Here is a 22,114-nt window from a genome sequence, read left to right on the forward strand (position 1 = left end):
AGAAGGGGCGTACATGGGCTGGGCGGTCCTCTACATCGCATTCGGGGTCGTCGCCCTCTGGCTGCTAGGCGAGGTTCTTCTCCAGTACAAGGCGCGCCTGCGCTGGCGGTTGGTGGCCTTCTTCGGCTTCCTGCTCGTGGTGCTCGGCGTGCTGATGCCCTCGGTCCCGGTGATCGCCCTCGGCACCATCGCCTTCGCCACCGGGCAGACGTTCGTCACGCTGTCCTTCCGGCGCGGCTTCTCCACCGGTTGGGCGCTGGGCGGCGGCGCGGGCGGCAGCCGACGCCGCCGCGAGGTGGGCGGCCCGGACGACGCGGCGCCCGAGCTGCCGCCCGCCCCGCCGGCCGAACTGCCGCGCGCCGACACCCCGGTGGAGGGCGTGCCGGCCCTCGAGCCCACGACCGTCGGCTACGACGGCGGCTTCCCGACCGACGGCGCCCAGCAGGCCGGTGAGCAGGGCTACGGCGAGCAGCACTCCTACCAGGAGCCCTACCAGCAGGACACCTACGCGGTCGGCGGCGACGAGATATACGGCGACCAGACCGGCCAGCCGGTCGGAGCCGGCTACCAGGACTACTACCAGCAGCAGGGCTACGGCTACGCACAGCCGGAGCAGCAGCCGTACGTCGACGCCACCGAGAGCTACGCGGCGTACTCCGGCGACCAGTACGCCGACTACTCGGCCACCCAGGCCTTCCCCGCCACCGACGGCCAACCCACCGCCCAGGCCGACGCGTACCCCACCACGTACACCACCGGCTACGCCACCGACCAGTGGTCGTCGAACGGCAACGGCGACGGAGACTCCTACTACCAGGAGACCCCACCCGGCGGCGTCTGGGTCCCCCAGCAACGCGACTCGCCGAACCCCGCCGACGCGGGCTACGACTACCAGGCCCAACAACAGCCCGGCGCCTACCCCCAACAGGACGGCTACGACCCCACCACCGGCCAGGGCTACTACTACAACAACGACCAACGCTACTGACCGGCCGCGTCCGGCCCACGGCGCCACCTCGCGCGGAGCGCGGTGGGGTGCTGACCACCGCTCGCGTGCAGCGCGGGAAGGGTGGGTGTCCCGCCGGGCGTCGCGGGCAGCGTCGTCGGCGGTGGCGACCGAGTCCCTCGCGCGGAGCGCGAGAAGGGCGGGTGGGTGGGGGGAAGGCCCAGCGCGGAGCGCCGACGGCGTCGACGGCGCCGGGTGGCGCGTGGCCGGGGAACCTTCGAACCGCTAAGGCCGGCAGGCCGGTTCAGTAGGAGCCCCGCCAGTTCGGGCCCTCCACGATCAGGCCCGTGGCCAGCGCGCCCGACATGCCGGCGTGGGCGAGGCCGCCGCCCGGGTGGGCGAGGGCGCCGACGCGGTAGGCGCCGGCGAGGCGGCCGGTGTTGGCCCCGGCCAGGAACATCGCGTCGGCGCCCGCCAGGGCCGGGGTGGGGAGCACGCCGCCCGGCATGCCGGTGTCCCGTTCGACGTCCGCCGGGGTCCTGGTCTCGCGCCACAACACCCGCCCCGCCAGGTCCAGTCCGACCGCCTCGGCCGCCGCGAGCAGCTCATCGGCCGCCCGGTCGGCCGCGCCGGGGGCCGTCCAGTCGACGCCGCCCACGCCGTGCGCCGGCGCCGGCGCGGAGAGCACCGCCGTCTCGTGGTCCGCGTCCGGCCTGAGCGCCGGGTCGTCGGGGCGCAGCACCCGCACCGGTGGCCGGCCGAGGTCCGCGCGGTGCACCAGCGTGCGGTGCGGGGTGCCGGCCGGCCGCGGGCCGCGCAGCGCGAGCAGCACGGTGAGCCGTCCGGTGGCGTGCGGCGCCGCGGCGCCGAGGCCCGGCGCCCCCCACACCACCGAGTCGGCGGGCACCGTGGTCCCGTCGGCCAGTTCGACGCCGCCGGCCCTGCCCTCCCTGGCCAGGATCCGCGCGGCGGCCGTCCCGAAGACGAACTCCACCCGGCGCTCAAGGCACCGCTCGTACACCGCGTCGGCCAGCGCCCGCATGCCGCCCGCCGGATACCAGCTGCCGAAGCTCCGCTCCACGTACGCCAGGGCGGCCGCGCCCGGCGGCGCGACCGCCGGGTCCACGCCGTACTCCCACACCGTGCCCGTGAGCAGCGCGGCGAGCCGTGGTTCGCGCAGCTCGGCCGTGGCAAGCTCGGCCAGCGTGCCGGGGGCGCGCCGACGCAGCAGGCCGCGGCGCGCCGCGTGCGGGTAGGGGTCCTCGCGCAGCGCCGCCCGCTGCTCGGGCGTGGTCAACGGCTCCTCGACCAGCGGGCGCCTGGTGGACTCCCACACCTGGCGGGCGCGTCGCAGCAGCGCCGCCCAGCGCTCGCCCGCGCCGGCTCCGAACGCGTCGTCGAGCGCCTGCTGGGCGCCGCCGAGCGCCGCGGGCAGCCGTACGGCGACGCCGTCGGCGAACCGGTGCTCGACGGCCGGGTCGACCCGGTCGAGTTCGACGCACTCGCCGAGCTCCCGCTTGCCGGTCTTGATGAACAGGTCACGCCAGACGGCCGGCAGATGGAGCAGCCCCGGCCCCGTGTCGAAGGCGAAGCCGTCCCGCGCGAAGCGCCCGACGGCTCCGCCGTGCGTCGACGTCCGCTCCACCACCGTCACCCGGTGGCCTGCGGTGGCCAGCCGGGCGGCGGCGGCCATGGCGCCCATGCCGGCGCCCACCACCACGATCCGAGCCATGGACCAGCACGTTACCCGGGCCCTTCGCCGGTCGGCGGATCGGTACCCCACCCCATGCGTACCGGGTATCGGATGAGTATCCGCCTGAGTACCGGCGCGGATGGGGAGGACACCCCTGGCACGGAAGGGTGAACGCGGTGCCCCGGCCGATCGGCCGTGCGGTGTCCGAACCGCCGTCACGGGGCGGCGGATCGGAGACGGCCGGGGCGCGGCGGAAGGCGGGGCCCTGTCGACGTCAGCCGGCGTTCGAGGGGTTTTCCAGCGAGAGTTGGGATGGGGGCCCCGCCTGCCCGCCAGCGCCGAGCCCGCCGCGCAGCAGCAGCGAGACGGCGGAACGCACCTCGCCCTGCGCGCGCTCCGCGTGGAAGGTCTGCCAGTCGAGCGCCGCCACCACGACCATCCCCACCATGGCGCCGGCGATCAGCTGGATGTCGAGATCCTCGCTCAACTCGCCCCGCTTCACGCCCTCCTGGAGCACGTCCTCCACCACCCCGGCCACCTGCCGGCGGACGTCGACCAGCGTGCCGTGCCAGCTGCGGTTGGTGCGCCACTGCTCGGCGACGAGCAGTCGGGCGAAGTCCGGATGGCCGATGACGAAGTCGAGCCCGGCGTCGGCCATCGCCTCCAGCCGGCGCACCGTGTCGTCGCCGTGCGCCGCGGAGGCCCGCGCCGCCTCGCGCAGCGAGACCGTCAACGGCCCCACACCGTGCCGCAGTAACCCCTCGAACAGCTCGGTCTTGCTGGAGAAGTTGTAGTAGACGGTCCCCTTGGCCACCCCGGCCCGCTCGGCGATCTGCTCCACCGTGGTGGAGGAGAAGCCCTGTTCCGCGATGAGGGTGACCGCCGCCTCGTAGAGCCGCAGCCGGGTCGCACCACGGCGGGTGCTCGTCCTGTTCATGGGCCGATTCTCTACCTGGGAGGAACGCGAGATCACCGTAAGCGGCAATGACCGGCCGGGAATTGTCAGTGCCATCCGTCACCATGTGCCCAGATGCGCAGACTGTGCGGACTGTGCGGCCCTTTCGGGGGATGCCGGCCCGCCTGAGCGCTGGATGACGACGGACTGGAGGCTCGTCATGACCGGACTTCCGACCGATGTGCACCCCGTGCCGCGCCGGGCGTCGGCCCCGCCGGCCGCGCTCGATCTGCTGGGCCAGGCCGAGCGGGGGCTGACGGAGGCGGCCGGCCTCGCCGACCCGGGCGAGGCGTACGTGGCCGCGCACCTCGCGGCGCTGCGCACGGCCGCCGCGGTGCTCGCGGTGCGTGGCCGCCCGGAGGCCACGCCCAGGGCCCGCAGCCGCATCCGCAGCGTCTGGGAGGTGCTGCCCGAGATAGCCCCCGAGCTCGCCGAGTGGAGCTTCCTGTTCGCGGCGAGCGCCGGGCGGCGGGCCAGGATCGAGGCCGGCATCCGCGGCGTGGTCGGCGAGGTGGACGCGGCGGAGCTGCGCCGCGCCGCCGCCTTCTTCCTCCGCCTGGTGGAGGAGATGCTGCTGCGCCAGCCGGTGCTGCGGGCCGACTTCGGTGATCCCGGTGGTGCCACGCCCAAGTAGTCTTGCCGGGTACGGTGGCGTGGCCGAATCGGCCGAATCTCACCCCACGCACCACCTCACCGCCCCGCGCAGCAAGGAGCAGCCGCAATGCCGTCAGAGTCGAGGGTTCGCGACGCGGGCGGCCCGGTGCCGGGCCCCCACGCCGCGCTGCGCACCGGAGTGGTGTGGGACGTGCTGCGGCAGGCGCTGCTGCGGCGCGCGGCCGCCACCGGGCGCTCGGCGCTCGACGTCCTGGACACCGGCGGGGGCAGTGGGAGTTTCGCGGTGCCGGTGGCCGGCCTCGGCCACCGGGTGACCGTGGTCGACCCCAGCCCGGACGCGCTGTTCGCGCTGGAGCGGCGGGCCGCGGAGCAGGGGGTGGCCGAGCGCGTGCGCGGGGTCCAGGGCGACACGCACGACCTGCACGACGTCGTCGAGTCGGGCGCGTTCGACCTGGTGCTGTGCCACGGGGTGCTCGAGTACGTGGACGATCCGGCGGCCGGCCTGCGCGCTGTCGCCGGGGCGTTGCGGCCCGACGGCGGCACGCTCAGCGTGCTGACCGCCGGCGTGGGCGGGGCGGTGCTCTCGCGCGCGCTCGCCGGGCGCTTCTCCGAGGCCAGCCGTGCCCTCGACGACCCGGCGGGCCGCTGGGGCGACGCGGACCCGGTGCCGCACCGCTTCACCGTCGACGGGCTGCGGGAGCTGATCGGCGCCGCCGGGCTGCGTCCTGGCGAGGTCCACGGGGTGCGGATCTTCGCCGACCTGGTACCCGGTGCGCTGGTCGACACCGAGCCGGACGCGCTGCGGGCGCTCGCCAGGCTGGAGGCGGAGGCCGCCGGGCTGCCGGCCTTCCAGGCGATCGCCGGCCGGCTGCACGTACTCGCGGAGCGACTCGCCACTCCATCGGGCGAGCGATAGTCCGACTCCTCGTATCATCGAGATGAGCCCTCCGGCATGACCCGGAGCCGCTGGGGGAATGACTTGTCCACCCCCCACAGGGTCCGGCGGACTGCGCGTGGCGGGCGAAATTGGCGTACAGGGGTGGGTTTCACAGGGAGACTTCCCTGCCTATCCTTGAAAGGTCGGATCCGGTCGCCACCGCGACCGACGAGTAGGAGGACTCCGTGCCGCTCTCGGACCACGAGCAGCGCATGCTCGAACAGATGGAGCGAGCGCTGTACGCCGAAGATCCCAAATTCGCGAGCTCGCTCGAGGGTAATGAGCTGCGTACGTACACCCGCAAGCGGGTTTACCAAGCGATCGCCGGGTTCGTCGTGGGCATCGGCCTCCTCATGGGAGGCATGGTCGCGCAGCTGATCTGGCTCAGCGTGGTGGGCTTCCTGATCATGCTCGGGTGCGCCGTGGTGGCCGTCACGGGATGGCGTCGGACGCCGCCCCAGGGTGACCCCCGCGGTGGCGCTCGCGGCGGCCGCGGCGGGGGCCAGGGCGGCACGCGCCAGCGGAGGTCCATGATGAACCGCATCGAGGAGCGGTGGCAGCGGCGTCGCGAGGAGCGCGACGACTAGACCGCCGTCGCCTTCCCCCGAACCACCCCCAGGGCCGCCTCGGCGGCCCTTTCGCTCGCCCGGGTGTTTCCCCACCCACCCGCCCTTCAGCGCACTGCTCGGGGAGGGGCTGCGCGGGCGGCCTGCGGCCACGGCGACGGCGCTGCTGTGGGCGGCGCGAAGCGTCGCGGCGTGGCCGCCGCAGCCTCTCCGCGCGCAGCGCGCTGAGGGGTGCCGTGCGAGGCACCGCAGGTGCCCCGGCGTCGGCCGGCCCCGCCCCGCGCGCAGTGCGCGCGTCACGGCGTGGCTGCCGCAGGCCCGGTGGGGACGCTCGCGCGGAGCGCGCGCAGCCGCCACGGCGGCGCTCCGGCCGCGCGCTACGCGCCGCAGGCCCGCGCAGCCCCTCCCCGCGCAGCGCGTCGAAGGGCGGGTGGCTGGGGGAAACACCCCCCGAAGCGGCACCGCAGGCCCGGCTGCGCCTTTCCGCGCGAAGCGCGCAGCCGCCACGGCGGCGGGGTCCTGGCCGCGCCCCGCGCGCAGCGCGCCGCAGGCCCGGCAGGAGCCTCTCCGCGCGCAGCGCGCTGAAGGGCGGGCGGGTGGGGGCACCTGCGCGGAGCGCGCCGTAACCGGGACGGCCAGCGAGCACCGCGTGGAGCGGACGCGGACCGACCGCCGCTAGGCGGTCGGCGGCTTGGTGGCGCCTCGCAGGCGCCCCGGTACGGCCGCCGCGACGCGGCGACCCGCGTCGGCGCGCCAGGCCGCCACCACCCGCATCACCCGAATGGCGGAACGGGGCGCAAAGAACGCCCGGACCCGGGTCCACCGGCCCGCCGTGGCCCGCAGGCCCGCCAGGGCCGCGCGCACGTCGTCGGCAAGCGCCGGCGTCGGCGCCGCGGAGGCCGCCACCGGCGCGTACAGGGCCCGCTCCACCACGTCCGCCGCCCGGTGGACCGCCGCCGCCGGTTCCGCCGGCAGCTCGGCCACCCGGACGATCCGGGCCGCCGCCTGCCTCGGTGTCTCGGAGGCCAGCGGCGTGATTCCGAAGTCCCACGCGGAGTCCAGGAGTTCGCGCCAGGCCGGCAGCGCGCCGCCGTCGCGGCCGAGCCGGCGTGCCCGTACCCGCGCGCGCCACAGCGGCGGTGACGCCACCAGCAGCGCGAGCAGCAGCCCGCCGCCGCCCCAGATGATCGGCGCGAGTGGCATCCCGGCTTCCCGGCGGTCGCTCTCCGGCGTCTCCTGCCGGTCCTGGCAGCCGGCCGCGTCGGCGTCCCGCTGACAGGGGTCGGTGGGGGAGGGCTGCTGGGACGGCTCGGGTTGGACCGGCGTCGTCTGCTCCGTCCCCTCCTCGGGCTGCTCCTCGCTCGGCCGGCTCTGCTCGGGGCGGGTGTACGAGGGGGCGTTGCCCTGCCCCGGGGTGGGCTCGAACCGCACCCAGCCCACGCCCTGGAAGTACAGCTCGGGCCAGGCGTGCGCGTTGTGGACCCCCACCTCGTAGGCGCCGCCGGGCTGCCGCGTGCCCGGGGTGAAGCCGACGGCGACCTGCGTGGGGATGCCGAGCGTGCGCGCCATCGCGGCCATGGTGAAGGCGAAGTGGACGCAGAACCCCTCCTTCTGCTGGAGGAAGTTCACGATGGCCTGCGTGCCGCTGCCCGAGGCGACGGTCGTGTCGTAGCGGAAGCCGCCGTCCTGGGTGAACCAGTCCTGGAGGGCCATCGCCCGCTCGAAGTCGTTGGCCGCGCCCGACGTCACGTCCAGCGCCGTCAGCGCCACCTGTTCCGGCAGGTCGTCCGGCACCCGGGTGTAGTAGTCGACCAGCTCCCTGGAAGCGGGGGGCGCCGCGGCCAGTTGGTCGGCCGTCGGCTCCACCAGCAGGTGCTCGATCTCGTAGCTGGCGCCGGCGCTGGTGCGCCCGTTCTGGTTGGTCACCAGCGTCTGCGTGCCGCGGTCGAAGAGCCAGTTCCCCTCGACGGTGACCGAGGTCGCCGGGTAGGGGACGGGCAGCGAGTCCTGCGCGTAGTAGTCGGCGACCTGGACGGTCGTGGTGACCGGGGTGGCGGCCACCTCGTCGGAGAGCCCGGGGACCTGCCACGGCGGGTTCGGCGTCTCGTTCTCGTACCAGCGCGAGGAGCGCCACTCCTGCCCCGTGAACTGGTCGAGCGCGATCAGCCGCAGGTACATGTCGGACTGCTCGCCGCTGGTCGTGCGGTAGGTCAGGACCGGCCGGTCCTGCTGCTGGTTCAGCTGGTCCTGGAGCGCCACGATCGGGTTGACCGAGACGACGTCCCCGGTGGCGCCGCGTCCGCCCGGGCCGCTGCCGTCCAGGTCGAGCAGGCCCTCGCCGAACGACGGCAGGCCGGCCGGTGCCAGCACCGCGATGCCCAGCGTCACGGCGCCGATGCGGCGGCCGGCGCGGGCCCGGGGGCCGGTCGTCACCGTGTGGTCGTGCGGGGTCATGCCGTGCCCCGGGCCGTGCCCGGCGAAGAACCGGCCCCACCTGGTGAGCTGGTCCCGGCCCTCGGCGAGCAGCAACAGGAGGTAGCCGGCCGCCGCGAGCAGGAAGTAGGGCCAGCCGGGGCCGTCCTGGGCGACGCCGGCCGCCACCGAGTAGAGGGCGAGCAGCGGCAGGCCGGCCGAGGCGGCGCTGCGCGTCGTCACGGCCAGCACGTCGACCAGCAGCCCGATCAGCAGCACCCCGCCGAACACCATCATCCGGATGCCGTCGGTGGCGGGCGCCGGGGCCACGTAGCGCCCGATGTCCTCGGCGCCCTCCCGCAGCAGCAGCCCGAACCGCTCGAAGGTCGTCGGGCTCGGCAACACGCCGCCCACCGCGTACGTCGGGGCCGTGACGAGCGTGAGCAGCATCAACGACACCGCGGCCTGCGCGCCGACCGTCACCGCCGGGTGCAGCCCGCGCCAGCGCAGCACCATGCCGACGCCGGTCTGGGCAGCCAGCAGGACCGCCGCCTGGACCATCCAGTCCGAACCGTCGATCAGCGGCAGCAGCGCGCAGGCCGCCGCGACGGTCGCCAGCCAGGCGGCGCAGGCGATCCGGATCCTGCCGTCTATCAGCCCGTTCATCCGACCGGCTCCCCGCTCGTCCTCCGGCTCGGTCGCCGCCCGTGCCGCCCCGTCATCGTGCCCCCGTGCCGCGCGCCGCCAGCTCGAGCGCCGCCTGCTGCCAGGGCTGCCCGAGCGGAACGCCGGGCAGCAGCGGCAGCGCCGTCCAGCCGGCCAGCGCGACGTTCCGCAGCCGCTCGCCCTCCACCTCGGGCGGCAGCTGACCCGCCGCCACGAACCCGACCGCGCCCGTGGCCCGCTGCCGCAGCCCTTCGAGTACCGGGGCCTCCTCCGCGCCCAGCGAGCCGAGGAAACCGAGCAGCAGCCCACAGTCGGCGGCCCGCAGCGCCGCCTTGGCGTCGGCGAGCGAGGTGCCGGCCGAGTGGCCGATCACCGCCAGCGTCTCCATGATCAACGCGGTCAGCTCCGCGGTGTCGCCCGCCTGGCTCTCGGGCCCCGGCACCAGCAGCCCGGTGTCGGTGACCAGGCGCACCTCGTAGCCCTGGGCCACCAGGTGGAACACCGCGGAGGCGGCGCCCGACACCGCGCGTTCGAACGCCGAGTCGGGCCCCGCGGAGACGTAGCCGCCGCGCCGGGTGTCGAGCAGCACCGTGCAGCGAGCCTTGAGCGGCTTCTCCTCGCGGCGCACCATCAGCGAGCCGCGGTGCGCCGTCGAGCGCCAGTGCACCCGCCGCAGGTCGTCGCCGCGCCGGTAGTCGCGCGGGATGATGTCGTCGTCCCCGGCCACCGCGAGGGCGCGCTGCCGGCCCTCGCCGTGCCCGTTGGCGTCGCCGCCGAGCCGCACCGGCGGCAGCGGCTCGATCCTGGGCAGCACCGTCATCACGTCGAAGGTGGTGAACGACCTGTTGAGCTCGACCATCCCGAAGGGGTCGGCGAGCCGCAGCTGGAGCGGGCCGAGCGGGTACCTGCCGCGCTGCTCCGAGCGGATCCGGTAGGTCACCTCGCGGCGGCCGCCCGGCTCGATCCGGTCGAGCATGAACCGGGGCCGCGGCCCGAGCACGTACGGCACCCGGTCCTGGAGCAGCAGCAGCCCGCTGGGGATCCGCGCCACGTTGTCGACCCTGAGATGCACCCGGGTCTCGCCGCCGGCCGCGACCCGGGCCGGCGCCAGGCTGCGCGCCGCCGTCACCCGGCTGCGCGTGCCGTGCAGCACGAGCACGCACAGCAGCGGCAGCGCGGCCAGCAGCACGCCGACCCGCAGCAGGTCGGGCTGGCCGAGCACGTAGGCGCACACGGCGGCGGCGCCGCCCGCCGCGAGGAAGGACCTGCCCCTGGTGGTCAGTCCGCCGAACGCGGCCCGCAGCGGCCCCCGGTCACCCTCACCCGCACCCTCGCCCGTCCCGGCGAGATGGGGCAGGGTCATCAGTAGCCCCGCTGCGGTTTGGCGGCATACGGGTCGGGCACCGGTGTCCTGCGCACGATGTCGGCGACGAACTGCTCGGTGCTGTGGCGGTTCAACTGGGCCTGCGCGGTGGGCAGCAGCCGGTGGGCGAGCACCGGCACCGCGAGCTGCTGGATGTCGTCCGGCAGCACGAAGTTCCGGCCGGCGAGCGCCGCCGCCGCCTTGGCGGCCCGCAGCAGGTGCAGGGTGGCCCGGGGCGAGGCGCCGAGCCGCAGCTCGGGATGGGTTCTGGTGGCGGCCGTCAGGTCCACCGCGTACCGCCGCACCGGGTCGGCCACGTGGACCTCCCGCACCGCCTCGACGAGCCGCAGCACGTCGTGCGCGTGCGCCGCCGGCCGCAGCGCGTCGAGCGGCGAGGCCCCGCCGTGCGAGGCCAGCATGCGCATCTCGGCCTCGGGCGACGGGTAGCCCATCGACACCCGGGCCATGAACCGGTCGCGTTGCGCCTCGGGCAGCGGGTAGGTGCCCTCCATCTCGACCGGGTTCTGGGTGGCGATCACCATGAACGGGCTCGGCAGCTCGTACGTCCGCCCGTCCGCGGTGACCTGACGCTCCTCCATCGACTCGAGCAGCGCCGACTGGGTCTTCGGCGAGGCGCGGTTGATCTCGTCGCCGATGACGATCTGGGCGAACACCGCGCCCGGCTTGAACTCGAACTCGTTGCGCTGCTGGTCGTAGACGCTGACGCCCGTGATGTCGGTGGGCAGCAGATCTGGCGTGAACTGGATGCGTTGCACCGAACAGTCGATCGACTTCGCCAGCGCCTTCGCCAACATGGTCTTGCCGACGCCGGGGACATCCTCGAGGAGCAGGTGTCCGCCGGCCAGCAGGACCGTCAGCGAGAGCCGCACGACCTCCGGCTTGCCCTCGATCACGCTCTCCACGGCGCGGCGCACCTGCTCCGCCGTGGTGCTCAGATCGGTGAGCTTGGTCTGCTCCTCATAGGTCGTCACCCGGCCCTCCTCGGCCCTTCTCGCTCACTCCAGGGCCCGGCTCGAAGCGCGACCCGGACCGTACCGATTACCCGGACATCGGATCCGCACCGGGTGGTTTCCTCCGCCCAGCATTCTTCACACTACGGCGCTCGCTCGTCACCTCGCCGCCTCGCTGGCCGGATCCACCTCCCTCAGCAGACCCGTCGTCACATCGAAGACGAAGCCGCGCACGTCATCAGTGTGCGGGAGGAAAGGCGAGGTACGCACGCGCGCCATGGACTGACGCACGTCCTGGTCCAGATCGGTGAACGCCTCAACGGCCCAACTCGGCCGCTGCCCGACCTCGTGCTCCAGCTCGTGCCTGAAGTCCTCGGTGAGGTTCAGCAGCCCGCAGCCGGTGTGGTGGATGAGCACCACGGAACGGGTGCCGAGCTTGCGCTGACTGATGGTCAGCGAACGGATGATGTCGTCGGTGACCACGCCGCCCGCGTTGCGAATGGTGTGGCAGTCGCCCAGCTGGAGGCCCAGGGCGGCGTGCAGGTCGAGCCGGGCGTCCATGCAGGCGACGATCGCCACCCTGCGCACGGGCCTGGCGTCCATTCCGGGATCGGTGAACCGTTCGGCGTAATGGCGGTTGGCGCTGACCAGTTCGTCTGTGACGGTATGAGGCATATCCGTGACGTTAATACGAGTACTGGGAGGTCGTCTCCCCCAGGGAGGTGACGCGGCTCACAGACCCGCTCCGAAACGCGGCGCCCGATCAACCTCAGTGATTGACCGCGGAAACAGGTGGGCTAGTGTGACGCGCACTGGGAGGCGTGTGCACGATCCCGTAAGCCGCCGTCTTCGCCCGTCACCTTCTTCTCCCTCCCTCGGATTCCCTCGGAAGCTCCCCGGAAGGCGCATGACGACCAGCAACGACCGGCCGCCGGAAGCCCGGCACCGCCCCGTCATGCTCCGGCGCTGCCTGGAACTGCTCGACCCCGCGCTGCGCGACCGGCCGGGCGCCGTCGCGGTGGACTGCACCCTCGGGCTCGGCGGCCACAGCGAGGCGCTGCTCGACGCCTTCCCCGACATCCGGCTCGTCGCACTCGACCGCGACCCGGCGGCGCTGGCCCTGGCCCGGGAGCGGCTCGCCCGCTTCGGCGACCGGGCCATGCTGGTGCACGCGGTCTACGACGAACTCCCCGACGTGTTGGCCCGACTGGGTGTCCCCCGAGTGGCCGGCGTCCTGTTCGACCTCGGGGTCTCCTCGATGCAGCTGGACGAGGCCGACCGCGGCTTCGCCTACGCGCAGGACGCCCCACTCGACATGCGGATGGACCAGAGCACCGGGCCGAGCGCCGCGGACGTCCTCAACACCTACCCGCCGGGCGAACTCGTCCGGGTGCTGCGCGTGTACGGCGAGGAGCGGTTCGCGCGCCGGATCGTCGACGCCGTGGTGCGCGAGCGCGCCCGCGCCCCCATCAGCGGCAGCGCGCAACTGGTCGCGCTGATCCGCCAGGCCCTGCCGCAGGCCGCCATGCGCACCGGCGGCAACCCGGCCAAGCGCACCTTCCAGGCGCTGCGCATCGAGGTCAACGGCGAACTCGCCGTCCTGGAACGCGCCCTGCCGGCGGCCGTCGCGGCGCTGGCCGTCGGCGGGCGGATCGCGGTGCTCTCCTACCACTCACTGGAGGACCGGCTGGTCAAGCGGGTGCTCGGGGAGGGCGCCGAGAACACCGCGCCCCCCGGGCTGCCGGTGATCCCCGAGCAGTACCAGCCCCGTCTCCGGCTGCTGACCCGCGGCGCTGAGCAGCCGGACGAGACGGAGCTCGCCGAGAACAAGCGTGCCGCGCCGGCCCGGCTGCGCGCGGCGGAACGGATCAGGGAGGCGACCTGAGATGAGCCAGCGGCAGCGTCTCGGCCGGTTGGCCGGCCTCGTCCCCAAGGGCTCGTCGACGGCGGCCAGAACCCCGTTCGTCCTCCTGGTGGTGCTGCTGCTCGGCTCCGGCATGCTCGGCCTGCTCTTCCTGAACGCCTCACTCAACGAGGGCTCCTTCGAGCTGAGCGAGCTGCGGCGGGAGACGCAGGAGCTGACCGACCAGCAACAGGAGCTGCAGGCCGAGGTGGACGGCTACTCGGCGCCCGACGCGCTCGCCGAGCGTGCCCGCGAGCTCGGCATGGTCCCCGACGGCCCACCGGTCTTCCTCGGCCCTGACGGCAGCCTGCTCGGCGACGTCGCCACCCGAGCGGGCGGCGCGGAGGGCGCCGAGGGCGCCGAAGAAGCCGTCCCGCGGGCCGGAGCCGGTGGCGAGGCGTCCGCCCCGCCGGCGGCCGAGGGCACCGAGGACGACGAGGACCCGGCCGCGCCGCCCCTGTCGACTCCCCCCGGCACGATCGTCGACGACGCGCCGTCACCCGGCACCGGCGGCGCGGCCCTCGGACTGAGCGTGGTGGTCCCGGCGGCCTGCCGCCGCCTCACCGGCGGTCAGACCACAGAAAGAGCCACCGCCACCGACGGAGGGACGTGGTCGTGAGCAACAGTCGCAACAGTCGCAACGGGCGCGGTACGGCCGGGGTCCGGCGGGACGCCGGTTCGCTGCGGTTGGGGAACCCACGGCCGCGACTCCGCTTCGTCGGCATCGGCCTCACCCTGGTGATGCTCGTCTTCGGCGGCCGTCTCGTGCAGGTCCAGGCCATGGGCGCCGCCTCCTACGCCGAGGAGGCCGCCCGCAACCGGATCGTCACCGTGCCGCTCGCCGCCGAGCGCGGCGACATCACCGACCGCCACGGCAACGCCCTGGCCACCACCGTCGACGCCTACGACATCACCGCCGACCCCTCGATGTTCACCGAGGAGGCCACCGGCGTCCCCGACGCGCCCGCGCAGGCCGCCGCCCTCCTCGCGCCCATCCTCGACCGCGACGAGGCCGAGCTCGCCGACCTGCTCGACGACCCGGACGAGAAGTACGCGCTGCTCGCCCGCCAGCGCACCCCCCAGGTCTGGACCCAGATCCGCGACCTGCGCGGCAACCTCGCCGAGCAGGCGACCAAGGGCACCGGCGACCAGGTGCTGAACGGCGTCTTCGCCGAGGAGAACCCCAGGCGCGTCTACCCCAACGGCGACCTCGCGGCGGCCGTGCTCGGCTTCGTCAACAGCGAGGGCCGGGGCGGCGGCGGCCTCGAGGCCCAGCTCGACACCGATCTCGCCGGCGAGGCCGGCAGCATCACCTACGCCCAGTCCGGCGGCCGCCGGGTGCCCACCGCGGGCGGCAGCGAGGACCCGGCCGTGCCCGGCACCGACATGGAGCTCACCCTCGACCGCGACGTGCAGTGGGCCGCCCAGCGGGCCATCGCCGCGCAGGTCGAGGAGTCCGACGCGACCAGCGGCTACGTCGTCGTCCAGGACACCGTCACCGGCGACGTCCTCGCCCTGGCCAGCGCCCCCGGGTACGACCCCAACGACATCGGCTCGGCCGGCGCCGGCCAGCTGCGCAACCCGGCCCTGGAGGACGCCTACGAGCCGGGCTCGACCAGCAAGGTCATCACCATGGCCGCCGTCCTCGAGGAGGGCGCCGCCACCCCCTCCACCAACGTCGTGGTGCCCAACCGGCTGCCCCGCGCCGACCGTAACTTCGGCGACAACATCGAGCACCCCACCTGGTACCTGACCCTGGCCGGGGTGCTCGCCAAGTCGAGCAACATCGGCACCATCCTGGCCGCCGAGCAGCTGGGCGAGAACCAGCCGGAGGCCAACGAGATCCTCTACCGCTACCTGACCGCCTTCGGCTTCGGCCAGCCCACCGGGCTCGGCTTCCCCGGGGAGACCCCGGGCATCGTGGCCGACCCCGGGAGCTGGGACGCCTCCCAGCAGTACACGATCCCGTTCGGCCAGGGCCTGTCCGTCAACGCCCTCCAGGCCGCCTCCGTCTACTCGACCATCGCCAACGGCGGCGAGCGCATCACCCCGCGCCTGGTGCGCGGCACCACGGGCCCCGACGGCGCGTACGAGGCCGCCCCCGAGCCCGAGCGCAGCCGGGTGGTCAGCGAGGAGACCGCGGACCAGCTCACCCAGATGCTGGAGACCGTCGTGGCCTCCGAGGAGGGCACCGGGCAGGCGGCCCGCATCCCCGGCTACCGGGTGGCGGGCAAGACCGGCACCTCCAACCGGGTGGACCCGGAGACCGGCCGCTACAACGGCTACACCTCCTCGTTCGCCGGCTTCGCGCCGGCCGACGACCCGCGCGTCACCGTCTACTGCGCCGTCCAGAACCCCACCCGCGGCGCCTACACCGGCAGCGAGGTCTGCGGCCCCGTCTTCAACGAGGTCATGCGGTTCACCCTGTCGGCCCTCAGGGTGCCGCCCACCGGCGAGGAGTTCGAGGGTCTCCCGGTCACCTTCGGCTCCGGTGCCCGAACAACCGACTGACCTGCCAGAAGACCGCCGGAACGCCGCCGCAAGGCCCTGACGAACCCCCCGAACGAGCGGAGCACAGCTACGTGAGAACCATCACCGACGGGTCCACCTCGTTTAGCTCGACCCCCACCCCGACGGGTACGCTCACCGCCGTGCCTCACGCTGATCACACTCTCGCGGCACCGCGCCCGGCACACGCCCGGCCGGTGTCCCTGGCGGAGCTGGCCGGGCTGCTCGGCATCGAGACACCCGCGCCGGCCGGCGCCGGGGCCGATGCCGCGCCCGCCGTGGTCACCGGCATCACGCACGACTCGCGCGCCGTCCGCCCGGGGGACCTGTACGTGGCGCTCGGCGGCGCCCGCTTCCACGGGGCCGACTTCGTCTCCCAGGCCACCAGCAACGGCGCCGTCGCCGTCCTCACCGACCCGGCCGGCACCAAGCGTGCGGCCGCCACGGGCCTCCCGGTGCTCACCGTGCCCGAGCCGCGCGCCCGGATGGGGGCGCTCGCCGTCGCCGTCTACGACGACCCAGGCCGCGACCTGCTGCAGATCGGCACCACCGGCACCTCGGGGAAGACCACCACCACCTACCTCGTGGAGGGCGGGCTGCGGGCCGCGTTCGGCAGGGGCGGGGCCGCGGACGGCGCCACCACGGGCCTGATCGGCACCGTCGAGACCCGCGTCGGCGACGAGGTCATCAAGTCCACCCACACCACCCCGGAGGCCACCGACCTGCAGGCCCTGTTCGCCGTGATGCGCGAGCGCGGGGTCGGCTCGGTCGCCATGGAGGTGTCGAGCCACGCCCTGGTGATGGGCCGGGTCGACGGCTGCGTCTTCGACGTCGCCGTGTTCACCAACCTCAGCCCGGAACACCTCGACTTCCACCACGGGATGGAGGACTACTTCCGGAGCAAGGCCCAGCTGTTCACGGCGGCCCGTGCCAGGGTCGGCGTGGTCAACCTGGACGACGAGTACGGTCGCCGGCTCGCCGCCGAGGCCGAGATCCCGGTCACCACCTACTCAGCCGAGGGCCACCCGGACGCCGACTGGCGCGCCGAGGGCGTCGAGATCGGCCCGCTCGGCTCCACCTTCACCGCCGTCGGCCCCGACGGCCTGCGGGTGCGCGCCGCCGCGCCGCTGCCGGGCCCCTTCAACGTGGCCAACGCCCTGGCCGCCATCACCGCGCTCGCCGTGGCGGGCGCCGACCCGCAGACGGCCGCCGACGGCATCGCCGCCGTGCCGGGCGTCCCAGGCCGCCTGGAGCGGGTGGACGCCGGCCAGCCCTACCTGGCCGTGGTCGACTACGCCCACAAGCCGGACGCCGTCGAGTCGGTGCTGCACGCCCTGCGCAAGGTGACCGACGGTCGGCTGCACGCCGTGCTCGGCTGCGGCGGTGACCGTGACCCGCACAAGCGACCGAGGATGGGCGCCGCGCTCGCCAGGCTCGCCGACACGGCCGTGCTCACCTCGGACAACCCGCGCTCCGAGGACCCGCTCGCCATCCTGGCCGCCATGTTGGCCGGCGCCGCCGAGGTGCCGGCTCACGAGCGCGGCACCGTGCTGGTCGAGGAGGACAGGGCGGCCGCCATCGCCGCCGCCGTGGCCCGCGCCGAGGCGGGCGACGTCGTCCTGGTGGCCGGCAAGGGACACGAACGCGGCCAGGACATCGCCGGAGTCATCCGGCCCTTCGACGATCGAACGGAGCTGCGCGCCGCCATCGAGCGCCGCTGCTCGCACTCCCACCCAAGCCCCAACGCCAGGCGAGGCCCGTTGCAGTGATCCCCCTTTCCGTTGCCGAGCTCACCCATGTCGTGCGGGGAGAACCGCATGACATACCGGAGTCGCCACCCCTCATCACCGGTCCCGTGGTCATCGACTCCCGGCTGGTCGAGCCAGGCTCCCTCTTCGCCGCCCTCCCGGGCGAGCGTGTCGACGGTCACGACTTCGCCGCCGCGGCCGTCGCCGCCGGCGCCGCCGTCGTGCTCGCCGCCCGACCGGTCGGCGTGCCCGCGGTCGTCGTCGACGACGTCGTCGCCGCGCTCAGCGAGCTCGCGAGACACACCGTCCGCGCGCTCGACCCCACCGTCGTCGCCCTCACCGGATCCGCCGGCAAGACCAGCACCAAGGACCTGATCGCACAGGTGTTGGAGCGCGTCGGCCCCACCGTGTTCACGCCGGGCTCGTTCAACAACGAGATCGGACTGCCGCTCACCGCGCTGCGCACTGAGGAGGCCACCCGCTATCTGGTGCTCGAGATGGGCGCCAGAGGCATCGGACACATCCGCCATCTCACCGAGCTGACCCCACCCCGCGTCGGCCTGGTGCTGAATGTCGGCACCGCGCACATCGGCGAGTTCGGCGGGCGCGAGGCCATCGCACAGGCGAAGGGCGAACTGGTCGAGGCGCTGCCGCCGGCCGCCGAGGGCGGCGTGGCCATCCTCAACGCCGACGACCCGTTGGTGCGCGCCATGGCCGCGCGCACGCGTGCCAGGACCGTGTTCTTCGGCGAATCCGAGGACGCCACGATCCGCGCCGAACACATCCGCCTCACCCCGCAGGGCAGGCCGAGCTTCCGCCTGACCACCCCCACCGGGTACGCCGACGTGACCATGCGGTTGTACGGTGAGCACCATGTGTCGAACGCGCTTGCCGCTGCGGCTGTTGCGCATGAGGTAGGCATGTCCGCGGAGGCGATCGCTGAAACACTCGCCACCGCGGGCCCGCTCTCGAAGTGGCGGATGGAGGTCACCGAGCGAGCGGACGGCGTGACGATCGTCAACGACGCCTACAACGCGAACCCCGACTCGATGCGCGCGGCGCTGCGCGCACTCGCCGCCATGGGCGAGACCGCCAAGGCGGACGGGGGGCGCACCTGGGCGGTGCTCGGCCCGATGGCCGAGCTCGGGGACGAGACGTTCGCCGAGCACGACGCTGTCGGACGGCTGGCCGTCCGACTCAACGTCAACAAGCTCGTGTCCGTGGGCGGTCAGGAGGCGGCCTGGATGGACATGGGCGCCAAGAACGAGGGTTCGTGGGGTGAGGAGTCGGTGCACGTGTCCGACGCTCGGGCGGCGGTCGAGTTGCTGCGCGGTGAGCTGCGGCCGGGAGATGTGGTGCTGGTGAAGGCGTCCAGGTCGGTCGGCCTGGAGCAGGTCGCCGACGCGCTTCTGGCGGGCGACGCGGATGGCGAGGTCGCCGCCCGATGAGGCAGATCCTCTTCTCCGGCGCGATCGGACTCTTCCTCACCCTGGTCGGCACCCCGCTGCTGATCAAGCTGCTGGCCCGCAAGGGATACGGCCAGTACATCAGGGACGACGGCCCGCGCGACCACCACAGCAAGCGCGGCACCCCGACCATGGGTGGTATCGCGTTCATCCTGGCCACCCTGATCGCCTACGCGGTCACCAAGGTCGTCACCAGCGAAGAGCCCAGCATCACGGCCCTGTTGGTGCTCTTCCTCTTCGCCGGGATGGGCCTGGTCGGCTTCCTCGACGACTACATCAAGATCGTCCGGCGGCGCAGCCTCGGCCTGCGGGCCGGCGCGAAGATGCTCGGCCAGTTCATCGTGGGCGTGGTGTTCGCGATCCTCTCGCTGAACTTCGCCGACTCCCGCGACCTGACCCCGGCCTCCACGCACCTGTCGTTCACCCAGGACTTCGGCTGGTCCATCGGGCCCGTGCTGTTCGTGCTGTGGGCGCTGTTCATGGTGCTCGCCATGTCGAACGGCGTGAACCTCACCGACGGCCTCGACGGCCTGGCCACCGGCGCCGCGGTGATGGTCTTCGGCGCCTACGTCTTCATCGGCGTCTGGCAGTACGGCCAGTCCTGCGCCAACGTCCTGACCGCCGGGGCCAGCTGCTACGAGGTGCGCGACCCGCTGGACACCGCGGTGGTCGCCGCGGCCCTGATGGGGGCGCTCTTCGGCTTCCTGTGGTGGAACACCTCACCGGCCAAGATCTTCATGGGCGACACCGGCTCGCTCGCCATCGGCGGCGCGCTGGCCGGCCTGGGCATCGTCTCCCGCACCGAGCTGCTGCTCGCCCTCCTCGGCGGCCTGTTCGTGCTGATCACGATGTCCGTGGTCATACAGGTCGGCTCCTTCCGGCTCACCGGCCGCCGCGTCTTCAAGATGGCACCGCTCCAGCACCACTTCGAGCTGAAGGGCTGGAGCGAGGTGCTGGTGGTGGTCAGGTTCTGGATCATCCAGGGCATGTGCGTGATCGTGGGTATCGGCGTCTTCTACGGCAGTTGGGTGGCCGGCTGGTGAGCGCACCCGCCGGACGACCGGACTTCGCCGGCCGCCGGATCACCGTCGCGGGGCTGGGCGTGAGCGGCGTCAGCGCCGCCCGCGCCCTGGCCGGGCTCGGCGCCGAGGTCACGGTCGTCGACGGTGGCGACGGCGAGCGGCAGCGGGCCACCGCGGCCGAGCTCGCCGCCGCCGGCGTCGAGACCCGGCTCGGCGACGGCGCCACCCTGCCCAAGGGCACGGAGCTGGTGGTCACCTCGCCCGGCTGGCGGCCCGACAGCCCGCTGTTCGCGGCCGCCGCGGCGGCCGGCGTCGAGGTCGTGGGCGACGTCGAGATCGCCTGGCGGCTGCGTGGCGAACGGCCCGCGCCGTGGCTCGCGGTCACCGGCACCAACGGCAAGACCACCACCGTGCGCATGCTCGCCGCCATCCTTCGGGCGGCGGGCCTGCGCGCGGCCGCCGTGGGCAACATCGGCGACCCGATCATCGACGCGGTGCTCGCGGACCCGCCCTACGACGTGCTCGCCGTCGAGCTGTCCAGCTACCAGCTGCACTGGGCGCCCTCGGTGCGGCCGCACTCCGGCGTGGTGCTCAACCTCGCGCCCGACCACCTGGACTGGCACGGCTCGATGGCCGCCTACGCCGCCGACAAGGGCCGCGTCTACCAGGGCAACGAGGTCGCCTGCGTCTACAACGCGGCCGACCCGGCCACCGAGGCGCTGGTCACCGAGGCCGACGTGGTCGAGGGCTGCCGGGCGATCGGTTTCACGCTCGGCACCCCGGGGCTCTCCCAACTCGGCGTGGTGGACGGCGTCCTGGCCGACCGGGCCTTCGTCCCTGACCGCCGCGAGCGGGCCCAGGAGCTGGCCGAGGTCGGCGACGTCGACCCGCCCGCCCCGCACAACATCGCCAACGCGCTGGCCGCCGCGGCCCTCGCCCGCGCGTACGGCGTGGAGCCGCGCGCCGTGCGGGACGGGCTGCGGGCCTTCCGGCCCGACCCGCACCGCGTCCAGCGGGTGGCCGAGGTCGGCGGCGTGCTGTACGTCGACGACTCCAAGGCGACCAACCCGCACGCCACGGCGGCCTCGCTGGCCGCCTACGAGCCGATCGTCTGGATCGCCGGCGGCCTCGCCAAGGGCGCCACCTTCGACGAACTCGTCGCGGGCGCGGCGGGACGGCTGCGGGGCGTGGTGCTGCTCGGCGCCGATCGCGGCCTGATCGCCGAGGCGTTGGCGCGACACGCGCCGGATGTGCCGGTCGTGGACCTCGACCGGACGGACACTGGGGCGATGGCGGCGGCGGTCCACGAAGCGACGCGGCTGGCCCGTCCCGGAGACACCGTCCTGATGGCACCGGCCTGCGCCTCGATGGATATGTTCACCAACTACAACGAACGCGGCGACGTCTTCGCCGCCGCCGTCCAGGCCCTGGCCGCCGGCCAGGGGGAGCAGTAGCCAGCGGCCCCTCCCACGGGCCCGCTGGCGCGGGGTCGGAGGAGGGGCCAAGGATGACGGCTGACGACACGAGCAGCGCGCGGTGCGCCGCACCGCCGCACGGATCCACCCCGCCCCCCCACCACTCGGCTGCCGCCGGCCAGCCCACGGCCGCCGGCGGCGCGTCGTCGGCCTCGGCGGGCACCGGGGGACTGCCGGGGCGGCTGGTGGCTCGGCGCGCCAACGCCCTGGGCCTGCCGGCCCCGGCCGGCCTGGCCGACCCGGTCACGTCCCTGCGGGCCGAGCCCTCGCCGCCGGCTGCCACCGGCGGCCTCCCGGCACGGCCGGCTTCTCCGGGCACCGCGTCCCGCACCGAGCGTGCTGGTGTGGGGTCGTTGCGGCGGCTGACGGCCCGGTGGGCCGATGCCCCGCGCCTGCCGGCTCTGGCCGCTGGCGTGGCCGAGTCCACCCCGACCCGGCGGGCCGAGCCCTCGCCGCCGGCCGCCACCGATGGTCTTTCGGCGCGGCCGGCTTCCCCGGGTACCGCGTCACGCGCCGAGGGCCCGGGGCCGCTTCGGCGGTGGGCGGGTGCGTGCGCCGACGCCCTGGGCCTGCCGGCTCCGCTGCGACGGACCGAAGTCTCGCCGCCGGCGGACGTGGAGGGCGTCCCCGGCTCGCTGCGGCGGCTGGCCGGTCGGTGTGCCGACGCCCTGGCCGGTGGTCAGGAGCGGCGCGTGGCGGCGCCCGGCAAGGGCCTCCGCTTCGCCTGGCCGGCGCCGGCCCTGGCCGGCGTGCCGGGGTCGGCGCCCGCGGCCGCGCCGGCGTGGTCGCGGCGCACGCCGCGCCCGCAGGGCGTCGCGTCGCGCGCCGAGCGTGGTGCGCGCGGGGCCGCCGCCCCGCGCCGCGGTAC

Annotated in this window: 18 protein-coding genes; 12 read left to right on the top strand and 6 right to left on the bottom strand. The window is 74.4% G+C overall.

The genetic code is table 11. The annotated features are described in order from the left end of the window. The first annotated feature begins 13 nt into the window (after positions 1-13). A complete protein-coding gene (locus ACFWI8_RS10940; protein ID WP_387088446.1) occupies positions 14-988 on the top strand; it encodes a hypothetical protein in 975 nt (324 codons plus the stop codon). Between the two features lie 262 nt (positions 989-1,250). Here the strand turns inward: ACFWI8_RS10940 and ACFWI8_RS10945 are convergent, their stop codons facing one another. Together ACFWI8_RS10945 and ACFWI8_RS10950 are read right to left on the bottom strand one after the other, a co-directional pair. Beyond that, complete coding sequence (locus ACFWI8_RS10945) at positions 1,251-2,678, bottom strand: phytoene desaturase family protein (RefSeq protein WP_387088449.1); 1,428 nt, start codon at positions 2,676-2,678, stop codon at positions 1,251-1,253. Between the two features lie 235 nt (positions 2,679-2,913). Further along, on the bottom strand, positions 2,914-3,576 hold the full coding sequence (locus tag ACFWI8_RS10950) for a TetR/AcrR family transcriptional regulator (RefSeq protein ID WP_387088452.1): 663 nt from the start codon (positions 3,574-3,576) through the stop codon (positions 2,914-2,916). Positions 3,577-3,754: 178 nt separating this feature from the next. Between ACFWI8_RS10950 and ACFWI8_RS10955 the strand changes: the two genes are divergently transcribed. From ACFWI8_RS10955 to ACFWI8_RS10965, 3 genes are all read left to right on the top strand, one after another. Next, positions 3,755-4,228: an SAV_6107 family HEPN domain-containing protein gene (locus ACFWI8_RS10955; protein WP_387088455.1), complete on the top strand. Its 474-nt coding sequence runs from the start codon at positions 3,755-3,757 to the stop codon at positions 4,226-4,228. Between the two features lie 87 nt (positions 4,229-4,315). Continuing rightward, positions 4,316-5,125, top strand: a complete 810-nt coding sequence (locus ACFWI8_RS10960) for a class I SAM-dependent methyltransferase (RefSeq protein WP_387088458.1) — start codon at positions 4,316-4,318, stop codon at positions 5,123-5,125. Positions 5,126-5,331: 206 nt separating this feature from the next. Beyond that, positions 5,332-5,733, top strand: coding sequence for a DUF3040 domain-containing protein (locus ACFWI8_RS10965; RefSeq protein WP_387088461.1), 402 nt, complete (start codon positions 5,332-5,334; stop codon positions 5,731-5,733). A gap of 654 nt (positions 5,734-6,387) precedes the next feature. On the opposite strand, the gene ACFWI8_RS10970 is transcribed toward ACFWI8_RS10965, so the two are convergent. From ACFWI8_RS10970 to ACFWI8_RS10985, 4 genes are all read right to left on the bottom strand, one after another. Continuing rightward, positions 6,388-8,790 carry a DUF3488 and DUF4129 domain-containing transglutaminase family protein gene (locus ACFWI8_RS10970; protein WP_387088464.1) on the bottom strand — a complete coding sequence of 801 codons (2,403 nt, stop codon included), beginning with the start codon at positions 8,788-8,790 and terminating at the stop codon, positions 6,388-6,390. A gap of 52 nt (positions 8,791-8,842) precedes the next feature. Beyond that, complete coding sequence (locus ACFWI8_RS10975; RefSeq protein ID WP_387088467.1) at positions 8,843-10,153, bottom strand: DUF58 domain-containing protein; 1,311 nt, start codon at positions 10,151-10,153, stop codon at positions 8,843-8,845. Then, entirely contained in the window at positions 10,153-11,145 is a 993-nt protein-coding gene (locus ACFWI8_RS10980; RefSeq protein WP_387088470.1) for an AAA family ATPase, read from the bottom strand. Before ACFWI8_RS10980 ends, ACFWI8_RS10975 begins: the two co-directional genes overlap by 1 nt. A 138-nt stretch (positions 11,146-11,283) precedes the next feature. Beyond that, positions 11,284-11,799, bottom strand: coding sequence for a beta-class carbonic anhydrase (locus tag ACFWI8_RS10985; RefSeq protein WP_387088473.1), 516 nt, complete (start codon positions 11,797-11,799; stop codon positions 11,284-11,286). 232 nt (positions 11,800-12,031) lie between these two features. Between ACFWI8_RS10985 and rsmH the strand changes: the two genes are divergently transcribed. From rsmH to ACFWI8_RS11025, 8 genes are all read left to right on the top strand, one after another. Continuing rightward, positions 12,032-13,009, top strand: coding sequence for a 16S rRNA (cytosine(1402)-N(4))-methyltransferase RsmH (gene rsmH / locus ACFWI8_RS10990; protein WP_387088476.1), 978 nt, complete (start codon positions 12,032-12,034; stop codon positions 13,007-13,009). A gap of 1 nt (position 13,010) precedes the next feature. Further along, positions 13,011-13,646: a septum formation initiator family protein gene (locus tag ACFWI8_RS10995; RefSeq protein WP_387088479.1), complete on the top strand. Its 636-nt coding sequence runs from the start codon at positions 13,011-13,013 to the stop codon at positions 13,644-13,646. Further along, entirely contained in the window at positions 13,643-15,538 is a 1,896-nt protein-coding gene (locus ACFWI8_RS11000; protein ID WP_387088482.1) for a peptidoglycan D,D-transpeptidase FtsI family protein, read from the top strand. The genes ACFWI8_RS10995 and ACFWI8_RS11000 overlap by 4 nt, the downstream gene beginning before the upstream one ends. A gap of 71 nt (positions 15,539-15,609) precedes the next feature. After that, positions 15,610-17,304 (top strand): UDP-N-acetylmuramoyl-L-alanyl-D-glutamate--2,6-diaminopimelate ligase, encoded by a 1,695-nt coding sequence (locus ACFWI8_RS11005; protein WP_387088485.1) that lies wholly within the window; start codon positions 15,610-15,612, stop codon positions 17,302-17,304. Continuing rightward, positions 17,301-18,731 carry a UDP-N-acetylmuramoyl-tripeptide--D-alanyl-D-alanine ligase gene (gene murF, locus ACFWI8_RS11010; RefSeq protein WP_387088488.1) on the top strand — a complete coding sequence of 477 codons (1,431 nt, stop codon included), beginning with the start codon at positions 17,301-17,303 and terminating at the stop codon, positions 18,729-18,731. Before ACFWI8_RS11005 ends, murF begins: the two co-directional genes overlap by 4 nt. Then, entirely contained in the window at positions 18,728-19,792 is a 1,065-nt protein-coding gene (gene mraY, locus ACFWI8_RS11015; RefSeq protein WP_311601611.1) for a phospho-N-acetylmuramoyl-pentapeptide-transferase, read from the top strand. Before murF ends, mraY begins: the two co-directional genes overlap by 4 nt. Next, positions 19,789-21,225, top strand: a complete 1,437-nt coding sequence (murD, locus tag ACFWI8_RS11020) for a UDP-N-acetylmuramoyl-L-alanine--D-glutamate ligase (RefSeq protein ID WP_387088492.1) — start codon at positions 19,789-19,791, stop codon at positions 21,223-21,225. Before mraY ends, murD begins: the two co-directional genes overlap by 4 nt. 53 nt (positions 21,226-21,278) lie before the next feature. Next, positions 21,279-22,114 (top strand): hypothetical protein (locus ACFWI8_RS11025; protein WP_387088495.1); only part of this gene is annotated, 836 nt, incomplete at its 3' end.

The sequence above is a fragment of the Streptomyces sp. NPDC127098 genome (assembly GCF_042722465.1).
In the GTDB taxonomy this organism is placed as follows: Bacteria; Actinomycetota; Actinomycetes; order Streptomycetales; family Streptomycetaceae; genus Streptomyces; species Streptomyces millisiae.

Bases quoted from the DNA above. Each gene is read 5' to 3' on its own strand.
- ACFWI8_RS10950 (WP_387088452.1), bottom strand. From the start codon at position 3,576: ATGAACAGGACGAGCACCCGCCGTGGTGCGACCCGGCTGCGGCTCTAC.
- ACFWI8_RS10975 (WP_387088467.1), bottom strand. From the start codon at position 10,153: ATGACCCTGCCCCATCTCGCCGGGACGGGCGAGGGTGCGGGTGAGGGT.
- ACFWI8_RS10995 (WP_387088479.1), top strand. From the start codon at position 13,011: ATGAGCCAGCGGCAGCGTCTCGGCCGGTTGGCCGGCCTCGTCCCCAAG.
- ACFWI8_RS10945 (WP_387088449.1), bottom strand. From the start codon at position 2,678: ATGGCTCGGATCGTGGTGGTGGGCGCCGGCATGGGCGCCATGGCCGCC.
- ACFWI8_RS10960 (WP_387088458.1), top strand. From the start codon at position 4,316: ATGCCGTCAGAGTCGAGGGTTCGCGACGCGGGCGGCCCGGTGCCGGGC.
- mraY (WP_311601611.1), top strand. From the start codon at position 18,728: ATGAGGCAGATCCTCTTCTCCGGCGCGATCGGACTCTTCCTCACCCTG.
- rsmH (WP_387088476.1), top strand. From the start codon at position 12,032: ATGACGACCAGCAACGACCGGCCGCCGGAAGCCCGGCACCGCCCCGTC.
- ACFWI8_RS10970 (WP_387088464.1), bottom strand. From the start codon at position 8,790: ATGAACGGGCTGATAGACGGCAGGATCCGGATCGCCTGCGCCGCCTGG.
- ACFWI8_RS10985 (WP_387088473.1), bottom strand. From the start codon at position 11,799: ATGCCTCATACCGTCACAGACGAACTGGTCAGCGCCAACCGCCATTAC.
- ACFWI8_RS10955 (WP_387088455.1), top strand. From the start codon at position 3,755: ATGACCGGACTTCCGACCGATGTGCACCCCGTGCCGCGCCGGGCGTCG.
- ACFWI8_RS10940 (WP_387088446.1), top strand. From the start codon at position 14: ATGGGCTGGGCGGTCCTCTACATCGCATTCGGGGTCGTCGCCCTCTGG.